Origin of the sequence: Winogradskyella sp. ECml5-4 (assembly GCF_036903175.1) — a bacterium.
Taxonomy (GTDB): Bacteria; Bacteroidota; Bacteroidia; order Flavobacteriales; family Flavobacteriaceae; genus Winogradskyella; species Winogradskyella damuponensis.
Window position 1 is genome coordinate 126,813 of record NZ_JAYJLF010000007.1, and the last position, 20,725, is coordinate 147,537.

Sequence of the window (20,725 nt, forward strand, 5' to 3'; positions counted from 1 at the left end):
AGTTAATCTTGTACAATGACCTCTTTAGGGTCTTCTTTATTAAACTCTGGTTGAATGGTAACATGATTAATATTAAATTCATCATGTAAAACAGTTTCGATATCTAGAAGTAAATCATTAAACTCTGTAGTAGAAATGTCTTCTTTTAAGTCTAAATGGGCTTCTAAGTGCAACTCATCGTCACTCAAATTCCAAATATGTACATGATGTAATTTGCTAACTTTTGGTAGTTTATTAACTGTTCTTACAACCGCTTTAATATTAATATTATCTGGTGTAAACAGCATTAGCATTTTAGTAGATGTCTTTAACAAATCGTAACCTACCCAAATTAAATACAATGCAATTAATAAGGTTAGTAAACTATCTACCCAAAACAGTTGATAATATTTCATTAATAAACCACCAATGAGTACAGCTACACTAGCCAACATATCTGTAAGTAAATGCAGATAAGCAGAACGCATATTAATATTATTTTTAGCATCTTTTCTTAATAATAAAACACTAAGACCATTACCTATAATGGCGACAATGGCTAACCAAATAACTAAACCAGATTCTATTTCTTGTGGATTTTTAAAACGTTTTACAGCTTCAAAAATTAAGATTATTGCTACAATAATTAACGTACTAGCATTAATAAAGGCAGCTAAAATTTCGGCACGTTTATAACCAAAAGTTCTATCAATAGATGCTTTTTGCTTCGATAATTTAGCAGCTACATAACTAACTATTAAAGAAATAACATCGCTAAAATTATGTAAAGCATCGCTGAGTAATGAAAGACTACCAGAAACAAAACCACCAATAACTTGAGCTACAGTAATAACAATATTTAGAAGTATTGAAATTAAAAGCTTTTGACCCTTTAAGTCTTTAGAATTATGCGAATGGTTGTGTGAATGACTCATTTAACATGATAATGGAATCTTATCTACACGGTTTTGATGACGACCACCTTCAAATTTAGTTTCTAAAAAGGTATCTACCATTTTTATAGCTTGCGGAATTGATGTAAAACGTGCTGGAATACAAATAATATTAGCATTGTTATGCAAACGTGTTAATTCCGTTATTTCATTTGTCCAACAAACTCCAGCTCTTACATGCTGGTATTTATTAGCTGTCATTGCTACACCATTTGCACTGCCACAAATTAGTATCCCAAAATCTACTTTTTTAGCCTCAACATCTTTTGCTACAGGATGTACAAAATCTGGATAATCTACACTATCTAAAGTGTCTGTTCCATAGTTATTAATAGTATAACCTTTAGCTTCTAAATGCTTTACTATAGCAAATTTATAATCTGGTCCTGCGTGATCGTTTCCTATTGAGATTGTCATGTTGTATTGAATTAATTTAATACAACAAAGTTACGAATAAAAATAGCCCTATTGTTTTTGCTTTAAGACTTCTTTATAAAATTATCTTTCTCATTTTTTTTGCTATATATCTTAAATATTACACAGTTCCTAAACTATTAGTTTTATTTAGTATATGTATTATATAAAAAAACCTTGAGACATGTCTCAAGGTTTTTTAAGTATATTATTAATAGAGTGGTTATACTTATTTTATTAATTTTCTTGTAAAACTACCTTTATCCGTTGTAATTCTTACCAAGTACATACCAGATACTAAATGACTTGTTGCAATATTAGTACTCGTAGATTTTAGAATTAATTTTCCTGAAATATTGTATACACTTACGTCGTTTAGAACATCAGCATTGTTAAGTTTAATTTGTAATTGATCTTTTATTGGATTTGGTCCAACAAACACTTTAGTAGCATCAAATTCTATATCACTTAATGGAGCACTACAGTTTTCTCTATAACTACAAATTGCATCTTTTTGCCAATTAACATAAATACCAGAAACTGAAGTTGCATCTGCTTCATTTGCTACAGTAATACAATCTAAATTTGGAGTATTTAAGGCATTTAAAATATTTAAATTTGTATTTAAACTTACATTTAAATCACTAATTAAAGTGTTATTAACAAATAAGTCAGTTAATGCTATATTATTACTTACGTTTACATTAGTTACCGAAGTAAAAGAAACATCTAAAACAGTTAGTTCTACAAAATCTTCAATACCTGTTAAATCAGCTACACCAGTATTATTTAAATCTACAGAATTTACATGCTTTATATTAGCTGTAGGTACATAATTATCTATTGGTGCTACATCATAACCTTGATCAATTAAATACTGCTCAAAAACATTATCTGGTACATAAGTAAAATTACAGCTTTCACTATAATTACAAGCTTCATCTTTTTCCCATTGTAAATAAATTCCTGTACCTGCATTTGCTGCTGCTTCATCTGCTACAGTAATACAATATAAGTTATCAGTGCTTGTAGTTTTTAAAGTAGTTAAAACACTATTATTACTAACATCTAAACTACTTATTAATGTATTGTAAATAGATAAATAAGTTAAAGACGTATTATTACTTAAATCTAAACTAATTATTGGAGTATCAGAAACACCTAAAACCTCTAAAGACGTATTATTACTTACATCTAAACTATTAATTTCTGTATTAGTAATAAACAAAGTAGTTAATGCTGTATTTGCACTTACATCTAAACTATTTAAAAGTGTATTATCTGCATATAAATTAATTAATGCAGAATTATTACTAACATCTAAACTACTTATTGAAGTATCATAGATATTTAAAGTAGTTAATGCTGTATTTGCACTTACATCTATATTAAGTACTAAAGTACTAGAAATATTTAAATTAGTTAACGCTGCAAAATCTTCTATACCTGTTAAGTCTGTAACATTTTTATCATATAAGTTTACTGTATCTATGTTAGCAATATTAGCTGTTAATACATAATTGTCTAATACGGTATCATAACCTTCGTCTATTAAATATTGTTCAAAAACATCATCTGGGAGATATGTTTGTTGAGAATTAGAAAAGTTTAAAAATAATACACTAAATAAAAACGATAAATAAAATAATTTTAGTTTCATAATTGTAGGTTTTATAAATTAATAAATTTGGAATTTGGTACAATGATATATCAAGTTTTTCTATTTTGTATCAAATTAGTTTTTCATCGATTTTTTAAGCAAAAAAAAACATCAAATCGATAATTTTTGTATTTTATAGCTAGTAAAATACTAGCGTATAATGTGTTATGGAGATTGAAAATTTTAAAGAATAATTAAATTTTTATTAGACTTTTACTAATTATCTTCTAGAAATTCCTTTTTTGGTAAAACTATTTAATAGTTATAAATCTTACTTTTTATAGCTTGTAGAAATAATGGTATTTGAAGTTGTTAGAACTCATTTTCACGAAACATATAAAATGATTAATTCTGTTAAATTTTAAAGAATAATTTAATTACTAGCATCTAAATTACTTGGATCTATTAATAATGCTACTCATTATATAAGTATATAAAGTTCTATTCTAAACTTAATCTATTAAATACCACTCAAAAACATTATCTAGTATTTAGGTTTGTTAATAGTTATGATAACATATCTTATAACTTGTTAATAAGTGTTCACAAGTCTTTAAAACTAAAATTAGGTTTATTCATTAATTTTTTCAAACAAAAATAGAGATGAGATAACCAAATAAGTTAGTTGTTTTTTTCGCCGAAGTTATTAAACATCATTTGTAGTGAAATGAACAAGATTTTAAAATAAACATATCAGTCATTTCTATTAACATTCGTTATTAACAGTTGTTAATAGCTTTTTAATTTAGCTTAAAAATGAAGCGTTTAGATGTAAACTTAATGTTAACTAAAATGTTGTAAAATGTAAATTACGATTAATCAAAATAAAACTTCAAAAAGTTATACTAGCTATTAACAGACTATAATAACCATTATTTTATTTTTTAAATTTTAAAAGAAAAATGATAATATGTATATATATGTTGATAACATCGTTTTTTAGCAATAATGACTAATTATTAGAATTAAAAATCTAATAGATTTATACTTCTTAGATTTTCTTGTTTTGAAAAATAAATTTCCAACGTTTAAATTATCGCTATTTAAAAGTGTTTACTAAATACGTTAAAAATAAACTTCTGGTTTATATGCAGTAGAAATAGAAACTACCTAAAGAAAAAGGCGATAAAAAGTTGATTATAGACTAGTTTTAATACTATACTTTTAAAGCAAAGCTCTGTGAAATTTACAGTGCTTTTCCATTAATTTAACGTTCTATAAACATCATTAAAAAATTAAAACGTAACTTTGTAGCAAACTTAATAACCTCTCTTCGCCTTAATTAAGTTTTAAATTAGAATTCCTATCACTTATAGGAAATGAATATGATTACAAATTAAATGACAAAAAAGAAACACAGGAAACCTTCACATAACAAGATTTCCAACCTTACAAATACAATTCTTAGTATTTTAAAAAAAGAAAGAAACTCAACTTTTAACTATAAACAAATTGCAGCTAAACTAGGCGTTAATGATGCTAGTAGTCGCAACCAAATTATAAAGAAACTTCAACAACTTAAAGCAAAACAAGAGATTGAAGAAGTAGAACGTGGCAAATTTAAAGCTATAGTAAATACAGAATATCATACAGGTATTTTAGATTTAGCAGCTAAAGGAAACGGTTATATTATTTGCGATGATTTTGAAGAAGATATCTTCATCGCTTCAAACAATATTAATAAAGCTTTAAATGGAGACGAAGTAGAGTTCTATGCCTATAAACGAAAACATAGAGGCAAACAAGAAGGAGAAATTACTAACATTATAAAACGTGCAAAAACGGAATATGTTGGTACCATTCAAATTCATGAGAAAAAGAATTTTGCCTTTGTTGTAGCAGATAGCAATAAAATGTATACTGATATTTTTGTACCTATCAATAAAATTAATAAAGCCGAAGATGGTGATAAAGTATTGGTTGCTCTAGAAGATTGGCCAGAAAAATCAGATTCACCAAACGGTAAAGTTATTGAAGTACTTGGTAAACCAGGTGAACATGGTACTGAGATTAACTCTATTATGGCAGAATATGGATTACCAATGGAGTTTCCGCACGAAGTTGAAGCATATGCTAACAATATTGATTTAGAAATTAAACCTGAAGAAATAGCAAAACGTCGCGATATGCGTAAAGATTTAACCTTTACCATAGACCCTAAAGACGCTAAAGATTTTGATGATGCCTTATCCTTTAAAGTTCTAGATAATGGCTTATATGAGATTGGAATTCATATTGCAGACGTTTCTCACTATTTACAACCCGGAACTGTTTTAGATGATGAAGCTTACGAGCGTGCAACCTCTATTTATTTAGTAGATAGAGTAGTGCCTATGTTGCCAGAAGTTTTATCTAATGGAGCGTGTTCATTACGTCCACACGAAGAAAAATATACCTTTTCTGCAGTGTTTCAAATGAATGATAAATGCGAAATTAAAAACGAGTGGTTTGGTAGAACCGTAACCTACTCTGATGCGCGTTTTGCATACGAAGAAGCACAAGCTATTATTGAAAATAATGCAACAATTAATGAAGTTGATGTATTAAAACACAAAGAAAAAATTGATACAACTATTCCTGCTGAAGTATCGTTAACTGGAGAAGAATACCAAACTTCTGTAGAAGTAGCTCAAGCTACAATTAAAATGAACCAGCTGGCACGTAAAATGCGAAATGCACGTATGCGAGATGGTGCTATTTCTTTTGATAAGGTCGAAGTAAAATTCGATTTAGATGAAGAAGCAAATCCAGTAGGAGTATTTTTTAAGACTAGTAAGGATGCTAATAAAATGATTGAAGAGTTCATGTTATTAGCGAACAGAAAGGTGTCAGAATTTGTTGGAAAACAAAAGAAAACCTTTGTGTATCGTGTGCATGATGAACCAGATGAATCAAAATTAGCTCAGCTTCAAACTATTGTAGCGCGTTTTGGACATAAATTAAATTTTAAAGATAAAGGAAGTATTGCATCATCTTTAAATAACTTACTAAAAGATGTTGTTGGTAAAAAAGAACAAAATTTAGTAGATACACTTACTATAAGAACCATGTCTAAAGCCGAATATACCACACATAATATTGGTCATTACGGTTTGGCATTCGATTATTATAGTCACTTTACATCGCCAATTCGTCGTTATCCAGATGTGATGGCACATCGTTTATTACAACAGTATTTGGATGGCGAAAAATCTGCTAACGAAGAGATTTACGAAGAACGTTGTAAACATTCTAGTAATATGGAATATTTAGCTACAAAAGCAGAACGTGATTCTATTAAGTATATGCAAATTCGTTTTATGCAAGATCATCAAGACGAAGAGTTTTTAGGTGTAATTTCTGGAGTTACTGATTGGGGCATTTATATAGAAATAATTTCTAATAAATGTGAAGGTATGGTTAGTGTAAGGGATATGAAAGATGATCATTACCAATTTGATCAAGATCAATATGCTATGATTGGTAATAAATCAAAAACCATGTATCAACTCGGAGATGAAGTAATTGTAAAAGTTAAAAATGCAGATTTAACTAAAAAGCATTTAGATTTTTATATGGTTGGCAAACCAGAAATAAGCAATGAATAATTACAATTTTATACTGTTATGAAGAGGTTTTAAAAACTCATTAAAAACAATTAGAATTGTAACTTTACAGTATAAAACGTACTATTAAGAAAAATATTCAAATTATGATCCTGACCACAACCAATTCAATAGAAAACCATAACATAATAGATTACTTAGGCATAGTAACAGGAGTTGCAATTAATAAAGAAGCTATTTCAATGGGTTTTAGTATGTCTAAGTATTATACCAAACTGCAAAATAACATAGAAACTGTAAAAGAAGAAGCATTTCAAAGTTTACAAAATAATGCTGCAAAACTAAAAGCCAATGCAGTTGTTGGAATAAAAATAGAAATTGAACTCACAGCAAGTAATTATGCTATGGTTTCTGTAACAGGAACTGCTGTAAAAGTTGCCGTTTAATTATGCAAACAAGTACAAAAGCTAGTATTTATGTTTTCCTAATATTCTTAATCACTTATTTAATTTTAAGGTTTGGAATTCAAATGCTATTCGAAGATATTAACATCTATTTATTAACAGCTATTTCGGCTATATTAACTTTAATTTTATCACCACAAAGACGTATTGTAAGAAAGCGTTCTGGTGATGAAATTCAATTGAAATGGATATTTAGTAATAAGGTAATTGTCTTGAAATAAAATATTTAAGCACCTTCCTATATTTTTCGTTTAACCATTTATACCGTTTTACAAGGTGATGGACTAAAAACGTATGTAATATCAGTTGAGTTTCTTACATTTGTGTAAACCGCAAGTTTTACATGTTAGACGATATCTTAACAGCCATTCCCTTCGGAATAATCTTAGCCTTTACCATTGGTCCTGTGTTTTTTGTTTTATTAGAAACCAGTGTTACTAAGGGGTTTAGAAGCGCTATTGTATTTGATCTTGGTGTTATTTTTGCAGATATTGTTTTTATCCTCGTTATTTTTAAAAGTACAGATACCCTTTTAGATAAAATAAAAGACGATCCAAAATTATTGGTTTTTGGAGGAACTTTATTAGTTATTTACGGACTCATTAGTTTTGTAAAAACTTCAAAATCATTCCGATCTATAGTTAGAGAACATCACAAAATTGTACTTCCAAAGAAAGATTATGGTAAGCTTTTTATTAAAGGTTTTCTGCTCAATTTTATTAATATTGGTGTACTGTTAGGTTGGTTAGGTTTTATTGTTATTGGGACATCTATTACAACTTCAGATAATGGAGTTACCATATTTATTGTAACCATGTTAGTGTCTTATTTTTTAGCAGATCTTTTTAAGATTGCAGCTGCAAAACGTTTAAAAAGTAAATTAACACCTAGACGTATTTTTAAGACTAAAAAAATTGTATCTCTAATTATTTTAATTTTTGGTATTATACTTCTAAGTCAAGGCTTATTTCCCGAGCTTTATGAGAAAAGTATGGAACAAATTGAAAAGGTTAATCCTATAGATTAAGCATTTCCACAGATTTTGTTGGTGTATAAAATAAGTACTAAAGCTATTTTATAATATTATTAGTAAATTCAACGCCATTGTATTTCTGTTTTCTACTAATTCTTGGAATAAAATTAACCTCAATAGATATAATAAAGGCATCACACAATCCATCAATTATTTTACATCAGATGCTACTATTATTAAAGCGTATGAAATCGATGAAAATAAGCTACTTCAAAATGCCAACACAAAAGCAGCATTAGTTAAGAATAGCAATCATGTACCTAAAGTATTTTCATTTTTTCGCTGTTATTTATAAACACTCAAACGAAACTCATAGAAATTAAATTATCGTTTTGGAACTATCTTAATGTTGTAAAAAATAGCTGGCATGAGCTATCATCCTTCAAAAGGATGGTTTATAGTTTTTTAATAGGAGTCCTAATACTTGGGTATTTACTCATAAAAGTACTATCTATCCTGTTTAATGCGCTAACGCTTAGTATTAATTCATTTACAACCTTAGGTTTTGGGGAAATTCCTATTAAAGGAATCGGTAGATATTTAGCCATAGTAGAAGGCTTTATTGGTTGGATCTTTCTAACCTTATTCAGTGTGACTTTAATCTCTCAAATATTAAGTTAGATTAGTAAAACACCTTATAGAAGTTGAAGGTGTTTTGAGGTCATTAAAACGTTAGAATTCGAACCTCGTATCTATTAATCTAAGTTTCCTACTAAATTATAAATAGAAACGTCTCAACATAAATAGAAGGCTTTTTGAGGTCACTAAAGGTTAGGATTCGAATCGCGTATCTATTAATCTAAATTTTTTTAAAATTTAAAAATAAAAAAAGCTTCTAAGAAAACTTAGAAGCTTTTTGAGGTGTCGAGCGGATTCGAACCGCTGTAGATGGTGTTGCAGACCACTGCCTAGCCACTCGGCCACGACACCCTTTTTTTCCTTTGAAAAAGGAATCTCATCAATTTAAATTTGATTTAACGAGAGCGCAAATATAAAAATTATATATGTTTTAGCCTAAATAGCTTTACTTTTTTCGCTTCTGGCTCATTTTTATTGTAACCATTTCAACGTCACCACCTATTGGCGGATTAATTTTACTCACAGCAACTGTAGCTTTGGTAATTAATGCTTCTTCATTAAAAACACGATTCAAAATACGCTTAGCAACCGTTTCTAAAAGCTTAGATGGTTTAGCCATTTCTTCCCTCACAATTTTATTCAGTAATACATAATCTACAGTATCATTCAATTCATCAGATGCTGCGGAGGTTTGTAAATTAGCCTTTACTTCAATATCTACTCTGTAATCACTACCAATAGCGGTTTCTTCTTTTAAACAGCCATGATTAGCAAATACTCTTATATTTTCAACTTTTATAATTCCCATAAAGCAAAAATAATATAAAAGATAATAGAGCGAAGCAGTCTTTACGCTTTTCTAATTCGTAAACAAATCAAAAATATTACTCAATGCACCAGTTTTAGCTTTATAGAATTCAGTATACGTGCACTTTTTACAAGTAACAGATGTAAATTTTTGTTTTAAATATCAAAGATCTTTGAAAACGTGTCACCAGTGCTTTTCAATTGCTCTACTGTACAAATAGTATTATGACATTTCGGACATTTGTAATTCATAATGGTATTAGATTTTTGATTTATACTATCATTATAAAAACATAAATAAATGTTACAATTTGTTTAATTTTACCACCTGGAATAATGATGTTGAGAATTGTAGCTGTATAAGGGTTTTACCTAACAGCTAATACTTAACAGCTAACACCTAAAATAATGTCAGAAGAAATAAAGTCACTCAATTTTATTGAGCATATTATAGAAGAAGATTTAGCCAACGGTTTGTCAAAAGATAAATTGCGCTTTCGTTTTCCACCAGAGCCAAATGGGTATTTACACATTGGTCATACCAAAGCTATTGGTATTAGTTTTGGGTTAGGAGAGAAGTACAACGCACCTGTAAATTTAAGGTTCGATGATACCAATCCTGCCAAAGAAGAACAAGAATATGTAGATGCTATTAAAAAGGATGTTGCTTGGTTAGGTTATCAATGGGAAAATGAATTGTATTCTTCAGATTATTTTCAACAATTATACGATTGGGCTGTACAATTAATTAAAGATGGAAAGGCCTATGTAGATAGCCAGTCGTCTGAAGCTATGGCAGAACAAAAAGGGACACCAACACAACCTGGTGTAGATGGTCCATACAGAAATCGTTCTGTTGAAGAAAATTTAGACCTTTTTGAACGCATGAAAAATGGTGAGTTTGAAGAAGGTGCACATATTCTGCGTGCAAAAATAGACATGCAACATCCTAACATGTTAATGCGCGATCCTATTATGTATCGTGTTTTAAAGAAACATCATCACCGTACAGGTAATGATTGGTGTATTTATCCTATGTACGATTGGACACATGGAGAAAGCGATTATATAGAGCAAGTATCTCACAGTTTGTGTTCTTTAGAATTTAAGCCACATAGAGAACTTTATAACTGGTTTAAAGAGCATATCTATAGCTATGCTTCAGATACGCTTCCAATGTTACCTAAACAACGCGAATTTGCACGTCTTAACCTTAGTTATACTATAATGAGTAAGCGTAAATTACTTAAATTAGTAGAAGAAGGTATTGTGTCTGGTTGGGATGATCCGCGAATGCCTACGATTTCAGGTTTACGTCGCAGAGGTTATACACCAAATTCTATTAGAAAATTTATAGAAAAAGTTGGTGTAGCTAAACGCGAAAATGTCATTGATGTCTCACTTTTAGAATTCTGTATTCGCGAAGATTTAAACAAAACAGCCAATCGTGTAATGGCGGTTTTAGATCCTATAAAAGTAGTGATCACTAATTATCCTGAAGATAAAGAGGAATGGTTAGAAGCTGAAAATAATCAAGAAGATGATTCAGCAGGCTATAGAAAAGTACCATTTTCTAGAGAAGTTTATATAGAACGAGACGATTTTAAAGAAGAAGCCGGAAACAAGTATTTTAGGTTAAAACTTGGAGGAGAAGTCCGATTAAAAAATGCTTATATCATTAAAGCGAATAATGTGGTAAAAGATCAAAATGGAGCTATTCTTGAAGTGCATTGTACCTATGATGAAGATACATCTAAAAAGGTTAAAGGAACCTTACATTGGGTGTCTATAAAGCATGCTATTATAGCCGAAATTAGAGAGTATGATCGTTTGTTTAGTCATGAATCTCCTGATAGTGATAAAGACAAAGATTTTATGGAATTTATAAATCCGAAATCTTTAACCATTAAAACAGGTTATTTAGAACCAAGTTTAGCAACAGTTGAAGTAGGAGAGCAGTTTCAGTTTCAACGTTTAGGTTATTTTAATGTTGATGATGATTCTACAGCTGAAAAATTGGTATTTAATAAAACTGTAGGATTAAGAGATAGTTGGGCAAAGCAAAAACCAAAACCTCAGAATAATCAAAATCAGAATAAAGCAAAACCGCAACAACAAAAACGTTCGGCAATTAGTGTAATTCAACAGTTTGGAAAAAAATATACCAATTTATCTGAAGAAAAGCAGTTAAAAGTTAAATCTGAAATACAAGAGCTAGCTAAAGATGTTTCTTACGATGATTTAGAGCCTTTATTTGGCACTGCAGTAAAAAAAGCAGGTACTCGTATCGCAGTTTTAATTGCGTTAAAAGAGTTGCTTAAAAATGGCTTAGAGCGAAATGATGCAATTAACGAGTTTATTGAGAAGGCTAAAGCGGATAAAAATGAGGTGTTAGTTGCTGAAGCTTCTGAAATTTAACAATTTTTTGAGAGATATTTTGTCTTAAAATTCATAAATTTAGGGATATACCATATAATTATGAATATATCACAAAAATTACTTACAGAACTTTCAACAGTTACAAGAGACATTGAAGACAATTATCCTGAACTTCAAAAACATTTAGATGAAACTAGAAGTACATTGCCTCAAGGGGCTAATGGTACAGCAAGTATCAATGAAGAAGATTTGAAAAATTATTTAAATGAATTAAAAGAAATTCGAGATAAATATAAAGAAGAAGGGCATTAGCACTTTATATTATTTTAACTTTATTAGAAACCTCATAAGTCAAACTTATGAGGTTTTTTTGTACATTTAAATTCTAACTAACACACTAAAATTCATGGAATTACCAATTAACCCAATCGCTATTCCAATTGCAGCAGTAGCTGCTTTATTTGTAGGTGCTTTATGGTATAACCCAAAATTTGGATTCGGAATCGCTTGGATGCGAGAATCTGGAATGACAGAAGAGCGTATAAAAAGTGGAAATATTGCAATTATTTTTGGCTTAACACTTGTGTTTGCTACTATGTTGAGTTTTTTATTAATGCAATTTACTAATCATCAATGGGGAGCTTTAAGTATGGTAGGAGCAGAGCCAGAATTAGCAAAACCATCTTTTGAAGCGTTTATGGCCGATTATGGAAACACATTTAGAACGTTTAAGCATGGTGCCTTACATGGAGCTATGTTTGGAATACTAGGTGCACTTCCAATTATAGGAACTATCGCTTTATTTGAGCGTAAAAGCGCAAAATATATTTTTATAAATGCTGGTTACTGGATTGTAACGTTAGCAGTTATGGGAAGTATTATTTGCGGTATGTAATATGTGAATATAAAAAAACCTCTAAATATAATTTTAGAGGTTTTTTTAAGCTATAATACTCTATTTAGAGTTTTTCAACTTTTACATCATCTTCTGGGATGTCTAGTGCAGTTTCAAAATTTGGTAATATATTATCTGCTAAAGCCTTATTTTTAAGTTGCTTTGCTTCAATAAACCACCAATGTTTACCAGTTTCATTATAGATACCTAAAAGATAGCTTTTAGAAGAAATACGTTGTTCAGACATTTTCATCTGATTATAACCTTCAACGACACAACGAAATTGATCTTGTTCTTTTACAATTTCAGAAACACTAATGATATCAGCTTTTTCAAATACAAAACCTTGTGCTTTCATACCATCAAAAGTCGTTTTTAAAACTTGCATAGCACCATCTTTTCCTCCCATCATATCCAATACAGAAGGAAGTGTATAATTGAGAAGCGTTTCAAAATCCATATCTAATGTGGCTTTTGAAGTTGTTTTAGCATCCTTTAGAGCATCTGCTTTTGTTTGTGAAAACACATTTACACTTGCAGCTATTAAAACCAATAGCATTAATTTTTTTAATTTATTCATCGTTCTTTTTTTTGTTTTTAGCGGCTTTCATGGCTTCACCAATTTGGTTACTTGCAGTAAAACTAGCAACCATATCGTTTAGCATTTGACTTCCTGCTTGTGGTGAATTAGGTAATAATATTAAGTTACTATTGGTTTCTTGTCCAATAGCTTGTAATGTATCGTAATGTTGGGTAACAACAATTAGTGCAGAAGCTTCTTGTGAGTTAATACCAACTCTATTTAAAACATCTACAGATTCTTCTAATCCTCGAGCAATTTCACGACGCTGGTCTGCAATACCTTGACCTTGTAAGCGCTTACTTTCTGCTTCTGCTTTTGCTTTTTCTACAATTAAAATACGTTGCGCATCACCTTCATATTGTGCAGCAGTTTTTTCTCTATCGGCAGCATTAATACGATTCATTGCTATTTTTACTTGTGGATCAGGATCAATATCGGTAACTAAAGTTCTAATAATGTCAAACCCATAGTCCATCATTGCATCATTTAATTCTGCTTTTACCGCTAAGGCAATATCGTCTTTTTTAACAAAGACATCATCTAATTTCATTTTTGGTACTTCAGCACGTACCACATCAAAGACATAACTCGTAATCTGTTCATGTGGATAATCGAGTTTATAAAAAGCATCATAAACACTTTCCGTTACAACTTTGTATTGCACAGAAACTTTTAGTTTTACAAATACATCATCCAAAGTTTTAGTCTCAATAATAACATCTAATTGTTGAATCTTTAAACTTAATTTTCCAGCAATTTTATCTACTAACGGAATTTTAAGTTTTAATCCAGAATGTCTAATACTGTGAAATTTACCAAAACGCTCTATAATGGCTGCTGTTTGTTGTTTCACCACAAAAAATGATGAAACTAAAATGATAAGTCCAAAGAATATAATTGGAACGAAAATAAATTGACCCATAGCACGTTTTTTTAAGGTTAAACAATACGAGACTCTAAAAGTAAATTATTTTACTTAGGTTTGCCTCTATCAGCTTTAAAAATAGCATGAAAAACATACAATCTCTCTTATTAGTACTTATTTGTTTAACATTTGTTACAAATAGTTTTGCTCAGCGCAAAAATTATAAAATTCAAAATGGCATTGGTTTACAAGGTGGAATTACCCAATTTGATATTCAAACAGATAATTTTGAAACTAAAAAAAATTCAGGTTATATAGGTGGAATGTCAGCATCTGTAGATATTCCGCATCGATGGTATAATGTGAGCTATAACATTCAATTATCTGAAAATTATGTAGATATTAAAGCCTCAGCATTAGGAAACTTAACTGAAGAATTTGTTGAGTACAAACTATTTGTTGCTAACATTTCGTTTTTGTTTCATATAAAACTTATAAGTAATAATTTAACCTTAGATGTTGGTCCTATGTTACAATACAATAGTGAGTTAGAGCTTAAAGATGAAGCTAAAGAAGGATATTTTATTAAAGGTTACAACAATTTATTAACTGAAGATATAAGCGATATTTCAAACTTTAATGTTAATGGAGCTGTTGGTTTATCCTTAGGAGTAAGACGTTTATTGCTTAGAGCGCAGTATATGTATGGTTTTACCAATATGTTAGGTAATTTAAACAAGCAAGACCTTGATATTGGAACTAACAAAAAATTTAAAGGTAACCAGTCGCTATTAGCTATAACAGCTATGATTACCTTTTAAACTTTTTTTTAAAAAGTGTTATTAACAAAACGACGTATCGAAGTTGTTTTTAGATGTTTTTTATTAAAGCTTCAATACGATTAACCGTTTCTGTTTTCCCAATCATATACATAATATCAAAAACATCTGGTCCTTGTAATGCACCAACTAAAGCGAGTCTTAAAGGCATCATTACTTTTCCAAAACCAATGTCGTTATCTGTAATCCAACCTTTAATATTGGTCTGAAGGTTTTCAACTGTAAAGTCATCAGTGGCATTAACAAGCTCAATAACTTTAGTCATAATGTCTGCGGTTCCTTCTTTAAGTGCTTTTTTAGAGGCCTTTTCATCGTAAGCTGTTGGAGCTGTAAAAAAGAAATGACTCAAGTCCCAAAAATCATTAACAAACGTTGCACGCTCTTTTATTAAACCAATACTTAAAGCAATATAATTAACATCAATGTCTGCTAATTCGGGTCTAATGGCTTTAAACTGCTCAGCCAAATCTAAATCTAATTGCTGTTGCATATACTGATGGTTAAACCACTTGGTTTTATCTGGATCAAAACGTGCACCAGCTTTATTTACTCTCGCTAAATCAAAATCAGCAACTAATTGCTCTAAACTAAATAACTCTTGTTCGGTTCCAGGATTCCACCCTAAAAAAGCTAAGAAATTAACCACAGCTTCAGGGAAATAGCCATCTTCTTTATAACCTCTAGAAATGGTTCCATCAGGTGCTGTATATTCTAAAGGAAATACAGGAAAGCCCATCTTATCACCATCACGCTTGCTTAGTTTTCCTTTTCCTGTTGGTTTTAAAATCAATGGTAAATGCGCAAATTCTGGTGCTTCCCAACCAAAGGCATTATATAATAATTGGTGTAATGCTAAAGATGGTAACCATTCTTCACCACGAATGACGTGTGTAATTTCCATTAAATGGTCATCTACAATATTGGCTAGGTGATAGGTTGGCATACCATCACTCTTAAACAATATTTTATCGTCTAAAACATTGGTGTCAATTTTTATATTACCACGAATAATATCTGTAAGATGTAAGGTTTCATCTTGTGGAGATTTAAAACGAATTACAAAATCATCACCAGCTTCAATTTTAGCTTGTGTTTCTGCTTCAGTTAATACCAAAGAGTTTACTAAACGGCCTTTTTCACGGTTATGCCAGTTATAGATAAAAGTTTTACCATCGGCTTCATGACCTTTGCGTTCTGCATCTAATTGTTCAGCCGTATCAAAAGCATAATAAGCTTTACCATTGGCAATTAATTCATCAGCATATTGCTTGTATAAATTTTTACGTTCGCTTTGTCTGTAAGGACCAAATTTTTCGTTTTTATTTGGGCCTTCATCAAAAGAAATGCCACACCAATCTAATGATTTAACAATGTAATCTTCAGCACCTTCAACATAACGGTTTTGGTCTGTATCTTCAATTCTAAGAACAAAATCACCACCATGTTTTTTGGCAAATAAATAGTTGAATAAAGCGGTTCTTACACCACCAATATGTAATGGTCCTGTTGGACTTGGTGCAAAACGCACACGTACTTTTTTAGACATAATTGTATATTAAAGCGCAAAGATAGTTTGATAGAATTTTAGAACAAAGAAAATAAGCACTTGTTAAGTTTTACCGTATTTAACAGTAAATTCTTCTATATTAACAGAATCTTATTAGTTTTCAACTATTATCGATTAAAATAAATTTGTAGTTTAGTAAGTTAAAGGTAATATAGAGTGTAGTTTATCATTTTTAGAGGCCAATAAAGGTAACTCATAGATTGTTAGTGCCTTTAGTTCCGACAGCGTCGGACGCAACGATTTTCAGAAATAATGAGCAATAATCATTATTGAACTATAAAATCAAGGATTGAAAAAATAAGGTTTAAAGTGAAATAGAATTATCAATGTATCAGCGAATGGTGCTTGCAATTTCCTAATAAATCGTTTTGATTTTTTGGTTCGTTTTGTATCAAGACTACTGCGAAGCACATCATGAGTTCATCTATATATAATAGAAATAGACGAATAAAATGAACAGAAAAAATAGAATACATATTAAATGAGCAATTTCGAAACCATAAAACAAAAGCTAGAGCAATTCATTAAAAGGTATTACACCAATGAACTACTAAAAGGTGCTATCTTATTTTTCGCTATTGGTTTACTATATCTTATAATTACATTATTCGTAGAATATGTGTTATGGCTTAATCCAACAGCTAGAACGATATTATTTTGGACGTTTATCGCAGTAGAATTAGCACTCTTCGTAAAGTTTATAGCCATTCCGTTGTCACATTTATTCAAATTAAGACAAGGCATCAATTTTGAAACGGCTTCAAAACTTATAGGAAATCATTTTCCAGAAGTGAATGATAAATTATTAAATGTACTTCAACTTAATCAAAGCCCTCAACAATCGGATTTACTATTAGCAAGTATAGAGCAGAAGTCTCAAGAGTTACAACCCATTCCTTTTAAATCTGCGATTAACTTTAAGTCAAATACCAAATATTTAAAATATGCAGCTATTCCTATTGCAATTTTATTATTGTCGTTTGTAACAGGAAAAATAAATTGGTTTAGTGATAGTTACGAACGTGTTGTTAATTACAAAACGGCATACGAGCCACCAGCACCTTTTCAGTTTTTTGTATTGAATGAATCGCTTCAAGCTATTGAAAATAAAGATTTTAAGTTACAAGTTTCAACAGCAGGAAATGTGATTCCTGAGAATGCACAAATTAAATTTAATGGGCAATCGTATTTTTTACAACAAATAGCTGCTGGTGAATTTCAATACACATTCAATTTACCTAAAGAAGCTGTTGAGTTTACCTTATCAGCAAATGAAGTAACATCAAAGCCTTATAAGCTAAATGTAGTTAAAACACCAAATCTGGTTAATTTTGATATGGTTTTAGATTATCCTGCACATACTAAAAAGCAAGATGAGGTTTTAAAAAGTACAGGTTCTGCTGTGATTCCAGAAGGTACAAATGTGACCTGGAGAGCAAAAACAAAATCAACCACAGGAGTTCAAATTTATGCAGAAGATACTCTGAGTTTTAAACCAAGCCAAAATGGTAATTTTGAAGCCTCAAAACGCCTTTATAAAAACTATAATTACAGCATCACAACAAGCAACGATGATTTAAAAGATTACGAGAATTTAGCCTACAATATTAATGTGGTTAAAGATATTTATCCAGAAATAAATATCAAGGTTCAAAAAGACTCAATAGATCAACAAAGCTTGTATTTCTATGGTCAAGTGAGTGACGATTATGGTTTAACCAAATTACAATTGGTGTATTATCCAACTGAAGATGAGTCTAATAAAATGGTTGAACCCATCACTATTTCTAAATCTAATTTTAGTGAGTTTGTAAGTGCGTTTCCTAATCAATTCAACTTAGAAGATGGTGTAAGTTACCAATTGTATTTCGAGGTTTTTGATAACGATGCATTACATAATTACAAGCGCACCAAAAGTTCAACATTCAGTTACCGTAAACTAACAAAGGACGAAGAAGAGCAAAAACAGCTCAATGAGCAGAACGAAACGATAAAGGATATTAGTAAAACGTTCGATAAACTTAAAGAACAAGATAAAAAGCTCGAAGAATTATCTAAAACGCAAAAGGAAAAAGAAAGCCTCAATTTTAATGACAAAAAGAAATTTGAAGAGTTTCTAAAACGTCAGAAAAATCAGGAACAGTTGATGAAAAATTTCAACAAAAAACTACAAGATAATTTAGAAGAATTTCAAAAGGACGAAAAGAAAGACGATCAGTTTAAAGAAGATTTAAAGGAACGTTTAAAAGAGAATGAAGAACAATTAAAGAAAGACGAAGAATTACTTAAAGAGCTTGAAAAATTAAAGGATAAAATTAATAAAGAAGAATTTACACAAAAGCTTGAAGAATTAGCAAAGCAAAACAAAAATAAGAAGCGTAGCATGAAACAGCTATTGGAATTAACCAAGCGTTTTTATGTAATGAAGAAAGCTGAAAAGGTTTCTAATGCGTTAGAAAAACTATCTGAAAAGCAAGAAAAATTATCTGAAAAGGATAAAGAAAACACAAAAGAAGCTCAAGAACAATTGAATGAGGAGTTTGATAAACTTCAAAAAGATTTAGAAGATTTAAAGCGTGAAGATAGACAACTTCAAAAACCAATGAAGATTGCTAGAGATGAGTTTTTAGAAGATGAAATTAAATTTGACCAAAAAGAAGCCAAAGAAGCATTAGATAAAAAAGAAGAAAGCGAATCTAAAGCGCAAGAAAAAGAAGCTCAAGAGCATCAAAAAAAGGCTAAAGAAAAGCAAAAGAAAGCTGCTAAGAAGATGAAAGAAATGAGCAAAATGCTAAAAATGGCAGCTGCTGGAGGTGGAGGAGGTGGTGACCAAGCATCTGAAGATGCAGATGCATTACGTCAAATATTAGAGAATCTTTTACTTTATTCGTTTGACCAAGAAGCTCTTATGGAAACTTTTGAGAGTATTGGTATTAATAATAACAACTACGGAAAGTACATTATTGAGCAAAGTAATTTAAGAGAGCATTTTGAACATATAGACGATAGTTTATTTGCTTTATCATTAAGACAACCTAAAATATCTGAAAAAGTGAATTCACAAATTACTGAGGTTTATTTTAATATTGATAAAGCCTTAGATCAACTTTCAGAAAATAGATTATACTCAGGTGTTGGTGCACAGCAATACGCAGTAACTTCTACCAATGAATTAGCGAGCTTTTTGAGTGATGTTTTAGATGATATGGAAATGGAAATGAATCCGTCAGCTGGACAAGGTGAAGGAGATTCACAATTACCAGATATCATTAAATCTCAGGAAGAGATTAATAAAGAAATGGAAGAAGGCGTAAAGAAAGGTGAAGAAGGTAAAGAGGGAGAGGAAGGTAAAGAAGGTGAAAAACCTGGTAAAGATGGTAAGGAAGGAAAAGAGGGAGAAGGAGAAAAACCAGGGGAACAAGGTAAAGCTGGAAAAGAAGGACAAGATGGAAAGAGTGGAGAGAATGGACAAAGCGGCCAAGAGCAAGGAAAAGGTGGTAAAGGTGGTAAAGCCGGAGAAAATGGTCAGCAAAAAGGGGAAGGTAACCAAAGTGGACAAAAAGAAGGTGGCAAGAATGGTAAAGATGGTAAAGGTGGAAAAGGCGGAAAAAACGGTAAAAATGGAGATGATGGTACAGATGGTGATGGAGAAGGAGAGAAAAACGATGGTTATGGTGAAGGAGGAAGTGAAGAACAAAATGGCGAACTATTTAAAATTTATCAGAAACAACAGTTATTACGACAGGCATTAGAAGATAAATTAGCCAAGGAAGGAAAAATTGAATCTGCAGGACAATTAATCAAGCAAATGGAAGATATTGAACTCGATTTATTGAATACAGGGTTTACAAGACAGACGCTTCAAAAAATGATGGATGTACAACACCAATTATTAAAAATGGAGAATGCAACGTTTATGCAAGGTCAAGATACCAAACGTAAATCTGAAACAAATAAAGAAGAATTCAATCAAAATAATCCGAGTCAAATTCCTACGGCAAAACAATATTTTAATACTACTGAAATGTTAAATCGTCAAGCATTACCTTTGCAAAATCATTTTAAGAAAAAAATCAGAGAGTATTTTAAGAAGGATACTGAATAATATGATTTAATGCTTTCCTGTAATTTTCAGTACAAAGTAATAATTCTAACATCGTTTA

General features: G+C 30.5%; 18 protein-coding genes, 1 tRNA gene and 1 pseudogene. 10 read left to right on the forward strand and 10 right to left on the reverse strand.

Annotation, left to right across the window (positions count from 1 at the left end; genetic code table 11):
- Positions 1-2 precede the first annotated feature (2 nt).
- The 3 genes from VDP25_RS08110 to VDP25_RS08120 all read right to left on the reverse strand — a co-directional run bounded on the left by VDP25_RS08110 (position 3) and on the right by VDP25_RS08120 (position 3,006).
- Positions 3-914, reverse strand: coding sequence for a cation diffusion facilitator family transporter (locus VDP25_RS08110; RefSeq protein ID WP_334468587.1), 912 nt, complete (start codon positions 912-914; stop codon positions 3-5).
- Positions 915-1,349, reverse strand: a complete 435-nt coding sequence (rpiB, locus tag VDP25_RS08115) for a ribose 5-phosphate isomerase B (protein WP_115815480.1) — start codon at positions 1,347-1,349, stop codon at positions 915-917. It abuts the gene before it with no gap.
- Between the two features lie 226 nt (positions 1,350-1,575).
- On the reverse strand, positions 1,576-3,006 hold the full coding sequence (locus VDP25_RS08120; protein WP_334468590.1) for a T9SS type A sorting domain-containing protein: 1,431 nt from the start codon (positions 3,004-3,006) through the stop codon (positions 1,576-1,578).
- Between the two features lie 1,340 nt (positions 3,007-4,346).
- Between VDP25_RS08120 and rnr the strand changes: the two genes are divergently transcribed.
- From rnr to VDP25_RS08145, 5 genes are all read left to right on the forward strand, one after another.
- Complete coding sequence (gene rnr, locus VDP25_RS08125) at positions 4,347-6,593, forward strand: ribonuclease R (protein WP_334468592.1); 2,247 nt, start codon at positions 4,347-4,349, stop codon at positions 6,591-6,593.
- Positions 6,594-6,697: 104 nt separating this feature from the next.
- On the forward strand, positions 6,698-6,997 hold the full coding sequence (locus tag VDP25_RS08130) for a YbjQ family protein (protein WP_334468594.1): 300 nt from the start codon (positions 6,698-6,700) through the stop codon (positions 6,995-6,997).
- Positions 6,998-6,999: 2 nt separating this feature from the next.
- Entirely contained in the window at positions 7,000-7,236 is a 237-nt protein-coding gene (locus tag VDP25_RS08135; protein WP_334468596.1) for a hypothetical protein, read from the forward strand.
- A gap of 122 nt (positions 7,237-7,358) precedes the next feature.
- A complete protein-coding gene (locus VDP25_RS08140; protein WP_215926363.1) occupies positions 7,359-8,042 on the forward strand; it encodes a LysE family translocator in 684 nt (227 codons plus the stop codon).
- A gap of 396 nt (positions 8,043-8,438) precedes the next feature.
- Complete coding sequence (locus VDP25_RS08145; RefSeq protein WP_334468599.1) at positions 8,439-8,669, forward strand: ion channel; 231 nt, start codon at positions 8,439-8,441, stop codon at positions 8,667-8,669.
- Between the two features lie 238 nt (positions 8,670-8,907).
- Here VDP25_RS08145 and VDP25_RS08150 read toward each other — a convergent pair.
- The 4 genes and pseudogenes from VDP25_RS08150 to VDP25_RS08165 all read right to left on the reverse strand — a co-directional run bounded on the left by VDP25_RS08150 (position 8,908) and on the right by VDP25_RS08165 (position 9,686).
- A tRNA-Cys gene (locus VDP25_RS08150) sits at positions 8,908-8,978 on the reverse strand.
- Positions 8,979-9,072: 94 nt separating this feature from the next.
- Entirely contained in the window at positions 9,073-9,435 is a 363-nt protein-coding gene (gene folB, locus VDP25_RS08155; protein WP_334468601.1) for a dihydroneopterin aldolase, read from the reverse strand.
- A gap of 51 nt (positions 9,436-9,486) precedes the next feature.
- Positions 9,487-9,543: pseudogene (locus VDP25_RS08160) on the reverse strand (zinc ribbon domain-containing protein); the annotation flags it as partial.
- 47 nt (positions 9,544-9,590) lie between these two features.
- A complete protein-coding gene (locus VDP25_RS08165) occupies positions 9,591-9,686 on the reverse strand; it encodes a zinc ribbon domain-containing protein (protein ID WP_334468603.1) in 96 nt (31 codons plus the stop codon).
- 156 nt (positions 9,687-9,842) lie between these two features.
- On the opposite strand from VDP25_RS08165, the gene VDP25_RS08170 reads away from it, so the two are divergent.
- The 3 genes from VDP25_RS08170 to VDP25_RS08180 all read left to right on the forward strand — a co-directional run bounded on the left by VDP25_RS08170 (position 9,843) and on the right by VDP25_RS08180 (position 12,708).
- Entirely contained in the window at positions 9,843-11,852 is a 2,010-nt protein-coding gene (locus VDP25_RS08170) for a glutamine--tRNA ligase/YqeY domain fusion protein (RefSeq protein ID WP_334468604.1), read from the forward strand.
- A gap of 60 nt (positions 11,853-11,912) precedes the next feature.
- Positions 11,913-12,125, forward strand: a complete 213-nt coding sequence (locus tag VDP25_RS08175) for a hypothetical protein (RefSeq protein ID WP_252723660.1) — start codon at positions 11,913-11,915, stop codon at positions 12,123-12,125.
- A gap of 94 nt (positions 12,126-12,219) precedes the next feature.
- Positions 12,220-12,708, forward strand: coding sequence for a DUF1761 domain-containing protein (locus VDP25_RS08180; RefSeq protein WP_334468606.1), 489 nt, complete (start codon positions 12,220-12,222; stop codon positions 12,706-12,708).
- 64 nt (positions 12,709-12,772) lie between these two features.
- Here VDP25_RS08180 and VDP25_RS08185 read toward each other — a convergent pair whose 3' ends face one another.
- Positions 12,773-13,288, reverse strand: coding sequence for a hypothetical protein (locus VDP25_RS08185; RefSeq protein ID WP_334468607.1), 516 nt, complete (start codon positions 13,286-13,288; stop codon positions 12,773-12,775).
- Positions 13,281-14,213 carry an SPFH domain-containing protein gene (locus tag VDP25_RS08190; protein WP_334468608.1) on the reverse strand — a complete coding sequence of 311 codons (933 nt, stop codon included), beginning with the start codon at positions 14,211-14,213 and terminating at the stop codon, positions 13,281-13,283. Before VDP25_RS08190 ends, VDP25_RS08185 begins: the two co-directional genes overlap by 8 nt.
- 86 nt (positions 14,214-14,299) lie before the next feature.
- Here VDP25_RS08190 and VDP25_RS08195 point away from each other — a divergent pair, with 86 nt between their 5' ends.
- The gene (locus VDP25_RS08195; RefSeq protein WP_334468609.1) at positions 14,300-14,977 is read left to right on the forward strand and encodes a hypothetical protein; all 678 of its coding nucleotides are present in this window, start codon (positions 14,300-14,302) and stop codon (positions 14,975-14,977) included.
- Positions 14,978-15,026: 49 nt separating this feature from the next.
- On the opposite strand, the gene gltX is transcribed toward VDP25_RS08195, so the two are convergent.
- Positions 15,027-16,541 (reverse strand): glutamate--tRNA ligase, encoded by a 1,515-nt coding sequence (gene gltX / locus VDP25_RS08200; RefSeq protein WP_334468610.1) that lies wholly within the window; start codon positions 16,539-16,541, stop codon positions 15,027-15,029.
- Between the two features lie 502 nt (positions 16,542-17,043).
- On the opposite strand from gltX, the gene VDP25_RS08205 reads away from it, so the two are divergent.
- Complete coding sequence (locus tag VDP25_RS08205) at positions 17,044-20,667, forward strand: DUF4175 family protein (RefSeq protein ID WP_334468611.1); 3,624 nt, start codon at positions 17,044-17,046, stop codon at positions 20,665-20,667.
- Positions 20,668-20,725: the final 58 nt, after the last annotated feature.

What these genes read in the sequence shown, in the direction of transcription:
- VDP25_RS08110 (WP_334468587.1), bottom strand. Translation starts at nt 914, where the DNA reads ATGAGTCATTCACACAACCATTCGCATAATTCTAAAGACTTAAAGGGT.
- rpiB (WP_115815480.1), bottom strand. Translation starts at nt 1,349, where the DNA reads ATGACAATCTCAATAGGAAACGATCACGCAGGACCAGATTATAAATTT.
- VDP25_RS08120 (WP_334468590.1), bottom strand. Translation starts at nt 3,006, where the DNA reads ATGAAACTAAAATTATTTTATTTATCGTTTTTATTTAGTGTATTATTT.
- rnr (WP_334468592.1), top strand. Translation starts at nt 4,347, where the DNA reads ATGACAAAAAAGAAACACAGGAAACCTTCACATAACAAGATTTCCAAC.
- VDP25_RS08130 (WP_334468594.1), top strand. Translation starts at nt 6,698, where the DNA reads ATGATCCTGACCACAACCAATTCAATAGAAAACCATAACATAATAGAT.
- VDP25_RS08135 (WP_334468596.1), top strand. Translation starts at nt 7,000, where the DNA reads ATGCAAACAAGTACAAAAGCTAGTATTTATGTTTTCCTAATATTCTTA.
- VDP25_RS08140 (WP_215926363.1), top strand. Translation starts at nt 7,359, where the DNA reads ATGTTAGACGATATCTTAACAGCCATTCCCTTCGGAATAATCTTAGCC.
- VDP25_RS08145 (WP_334468599.1), top strand. Translation starts at nt 8,439, where the DNA reads ATGGTTTATAGTTTTTTAATAGGAGTCCTAATACTTGGGTATTTACTC.
- folB (WP_334468601.1), bottom strand. Translation starts at nt 9,435, where the DNA reads ATGGGAATTATAAAAGTTGAAAATATAAGAGTATTTGCTAATCATGGC.
- VDP25_RS08165 (WP_334468603.1), bottom strand. Translation starts at nt 9,686, where the DNA reads ATGAATTACAAATGTCCGAAATGTCATAATACTATTTGTACAGTAGAG.
- VDP25_RS08170 (WP_334468604.1), top strand. Translation starts at nt 9,843, where the DNA reads ATGTCAGAAGAAATAAAGTCACTCAATTTTATTGAGCATATTATAGAA.
- VDP25_RS08175 (WP_252723660.1), top strand. Translation starts at nt 11,913, where the DNA reads ATGAATATATCACAAAAATTACTTACAGAACTTTCAACAGTTACAAGA.
- VDP25_RS08180 (WP_334468606.1), top strand. Translation starts at nt 12,220, where the DNA reads ATGGAATTACCAATTAACCCAATCGCTATTCCAATTGCAGCAGTAGCT.
- VDP25_RS08185 (WP_334468607.1), bottom strand. Translation starts at nt 13,288, where the DNA reads ATGAATAAATTAAAAAAATTAATGCTATTGGTTTTAATAGCTGCAAGT.
- VDP25_RS08190 (WP_334468608.1), bottom strand. Translation starts at nt 14,213, where the DNA reads ATGGGTCAATTTATTTTCGTTCCAATTATATTCTTTGGACTTATCATT.
- VDP25_RS08195 (WP_334468609.1), top strand. Translation starts at nt 14,300, where the DNA reads ATGAAAAACATACAATCTCTCTTATTAGTACTTATTTGTTTAACATTT.
- gltX (WP_334468610.1), bottom strand. Translation starts at nt 16,541, where the DNA reads ATGTCTAAAAAAGTACGTGTGCGTTTTGCACCAAGTCCAACAGGACCA.
- VDP25_RS08205 (WP_334468611.1), top strand. Translation starts at nt 17,044, where the DNA reads ATGAGCAATTTCGAAACCATAAAACAAAAGCTAGAGCAATTCATTAAA.